Below are 3,181 nucleotides of genomic sequence, written 5' to 3'. Positions count from 1 at the left end.
TTTATCCAGCTGACCGCCCACGTCCAGCCGTCCGAAATAAGGGTTTTGCTGAAAATCAAGGGCCGGGGTCTCACCACCGGCTGCTGAGTAAAACAGGCGGCCATAGTTGTCATTGGCCAGACCCCATTGCCCACCAGAGCCATTGATCAGTTTTTCAGTTTTCAGCATGCCGTTATCGTATTTATAGCGCACATCCTGATAGGTCACATAGATCTTATTGTCCAAGTTCCAGATCAGCCCGCTTTTCTGGTGTTCCAGGTTATTGGTGCTGACCTCATCATTACGATACACCATTTTCTTTTCATCAGCTACACCGTCACCATTGGTATCCCGGTAGCTGTAAATGTGATTGGAATTGGTTTCACTGACCAAAAGGCGGTCATCCAGCGCCAATATCAATCGTGGTAAAAGCAAATTATCAATGAAAACGACCGATTTGTCCATTTTCCCATCGCCATTGGTATCCTCGAGTCTTTTGACCTTACAAACCGGCTTCATCTCATCAGAACCTTCGGCATCCTGCATATAGGTATTCATTTCAGCAACGAACATTCTTCCGTTTCCGTCCCATGCAATGGCAACAGGTTCATGGATCATAGGCTCGCTTGCCACCAGTTCCAGATGATACCCTTTTTGAAGATGGATGGCTTTAAGACTCTCCTGTGGAGAAAGGTATTGGGGCGAGGGACTGGTATTGACGATGATCTTCCCTTCAGCATCGCGTTTCAGCGAGCTCTGGGTTACCTTACAGGTGTAGATGAACATAGACAGCCCGAGTATACCCAATACCCCTTGTTTGGTTCGTTTCATTTTTATATTTGGTTTGTTTGTGTTGTGTTTTTGTTGGCCTGAGCTATTTTTTCAGGCCAAGCGCGTATTTGATACCACCCAGAAGATGCTGGAGGTACAATGGCTCCTGGTAAGACTCAGCCGTATGTCCAAGCTCCGTATAAAAAGCCCTTCCGCCATCATACTCATGGTACCAGGCCATAGGATGCTTATCGCCCATTTTTTTGTCGCCCGCATCATAGCTGGTTTCGTCGATGGACATCAGTACATTCAGGCCATCGGCCATCCATTTAAAATTGTACCATTCGTCTTTCCTTTTCCATTCGGCAGGAAGGTGTTTGGTAGAAATATGATCCCGGTTGGTCACCTTTATTGTGGCCATCTGCTGTGCAGGATGCGAGGCAAAATACGCACCAACCAGGTTGCCATACCATTTCCAGTCGTATTCTGTATCGGTCGCAGCATGCACGCCAACGAAGCCGCCGCCATTTTTAATATACTTTTCAAATGCGGCCTGCTGGTCACTATTTAATACATCTCCGGTAGTACTTAAAAATACAACCGCACTATATTGTTTCAAATTGGCATCTGTGAACTTAGCCGCATTTATCGTGCTGTCTACATCAAATTTGTTCTCCGCCCCAAGCTTTTGAATGGCTGCAATGCCTTCTTTGATGGCATCATGGTGGAATCCCGCTGTTTTACAGAAGATCAGGATTTTTTTGTTCTTTGCGTAGGCCGAAGAGCCCAGCAATATTCCTCCTATAAGGAGGAATAGGGCTAAGTGTTGTTTCATCTTTAATTTTATTTAACTGACAATATGTACGTCACTATTTTCTTTGCATCGTCAACCGACAGGGCCGGGTGCGGTGACATTGGTATTGCACCCCAAACACCTGATCCGCCTTCGACCACCTTTTTGGCCAGTGCGATTTTATTTTCGTCGTTTGCAGGGTATTTTTTGGCAATCTGTTTGAAACCCGGTCCTACCAGTTTAACATCCAGTTTGTGACAAGCCATACAGTCTGACTTGGCAATGAGTGCCTTGCCCGCAGCTGCGTCTGCTGATAGTGCTCCCGCAGGAGCTGTTTTTTTTGCGGCTGCTGCCGGCTTTTTAGTTTGTGCAAATCCTTGCGATGCACATGTAGAAACAATGGCAAATACGATTGCCGGAATAATTAAGGTCCTATTCATTAGGTGTGTAATTGATTATGATTAGTAATATGTGAAATTAGGCAGAAAAGTTAAAAAAACATTAAAAATTGATTAATCTCTTTGATAAGTTACAAGAATATGTAACATTTTTGATTTTATCGGGAATGGAGTATTTCATGGAAACTCTTGTTGAAATCGTCATTATAAAGCATTTTGTATTCTTTACAAAAATTTTCGTAAGCATTCTTTGCCTGTGTGTGTTTGCCCAGGTGTGCAAGCGCCTTACATTTTATGATCATAGCATCTTCGTTTACAGCATCAAAATAAAAAATATAATTGGCAAGCTCCACTAAAAGCTCCGCATCCTCACCGTCAGGGATGGCGTGCGCGAAACCCAGATAAGTATCTATAATTTCATTGGATATCTCAGACTTAAAGGAATCCATCCATTCATAATTCACATTGGGAAGGAAAGGACCACGTTTAATGAGCTCCGCGAGTTCAAGGATCTTTTGCTTATCCGGTTTTGTTTTGTTTTTTATGATGGACACATACCGCTGGTAATCGATATGGATCTTATCAGGATCAAAATTGAGTTTCCAGTAACCGGTATCTTTTGAAATGGTACAGTTGTCGAGTTTATCAATAATGTTCTTTAGCTTAACGATACTGACCGACCTGTTATTGCGCGCGCTCTCTTCAGATTTATCAAACCACAGCAATTCTTTTAACTTTTCAGAGCTTATACCACGCTCCCAGCGGATGCTGTAGATCAGAATGACTAAGAACAGCTCCTTGATCAGCGGGGTAAACTGCCTGGTAATTTCTGTCGCGTTCTTGTCAAAGGCCTGCATATCTCCAAAAAGAAAAATGGTGTTATAGTTTGCATCAGTCTGTTGAGGTAAGGAAGTTTGGGGAACAGAAAGCCGGGGTTTTTTCTTTTTTGAGAACAGCAGAAGTGCCACGGTACCTGCCGCAGCCAGAAATGCCAATCCCCCCATCCAATACCACAGGCTGCGACTGGAAACTGGTTGCTGACCGGTTAATTTATCAACAGGCGGCGCATAAAGTGAATAGACATTTACCCTGGTCCTGTTGCTGTCTTCCCAGTACAGGGTGACGGCAATGAAACGATTGCTTTCCGGGCAATAAAAAAGATCTGCATAGGACCTCACATCATGGAACAAATAAGGAATCGGATTTCCAAGCAGTTTAAACTCAGGGCCGGTTAACGAGC

General features: G+C 43.9%; 3 protein-coding genes and 1 pseudogene. All 4 read right to left on the bottom strand.

Annotated features, from left to right (window positions below):
• A partial coding sequence (locus VK541_RS16350; RefSeq protein ID WP_422662175.1) for a DUF7133 domain-containing protein occupies window positions 1–810 on the bottom strand: 810 nt, incomplete at its 3' end.
• Between the two features lie 43 nt (window positions 811–853).
• Entirely contained in the window at window positions 854–1,585 is a 732-nt protein-coding gene (locus tag VK541_RS16345) for a ThuA domain-containing protein (RefSeq protein WP_324371394.1), read from the bottom strand.
• 8 nt (window positions 1,586–1,593) lie between these two features.
• Complete coding sequence (locus VK541_RS16340) at window positions 1,594–1,983, bottom strand: c-type cytochrome (protein WP_324371393.1); 390 nt, start codon at window positions 1,981–1,983, stop codon at window positions 1,594–1,596.
• A gap of 116 nt (window positions 1,984–2,099) precedes the next feature.
• Window positions 2,100–3,181, bottom strand: a pseudogene (locus VK541_RS16335) (galactose oxidase); the annotation flags it as partial.

Source organism: Pedobacter sp. (genome assembly GCF_035317785.1).
Lineage (GTDB): Bacteria > Bacteroidota > Bacteroidia > Sphingobacteriales > Sphingobacteriaceae > Pedobacter.
This window is presented reverse-complemented; position numbering and strand designations above follow the sequence as displayed.

Bases quoted from the DNA above. Each gene is read 5' to 3' on its own strand.
- VK541_RS16345 (WP_324371394.1), bottom strand. From the start codon at position 1,585: ATGAAACAACACTTAGCCCTATTCCTCCTTATAGGAGGAATATTGCTG.
- VK541_RS16340 (WP_324371393.1), bottom strand. From the start codon at position 1,983: ATGAATAGGACCTTAATTATTCCGGCAATCGTATTTGCCATTGTTTCT.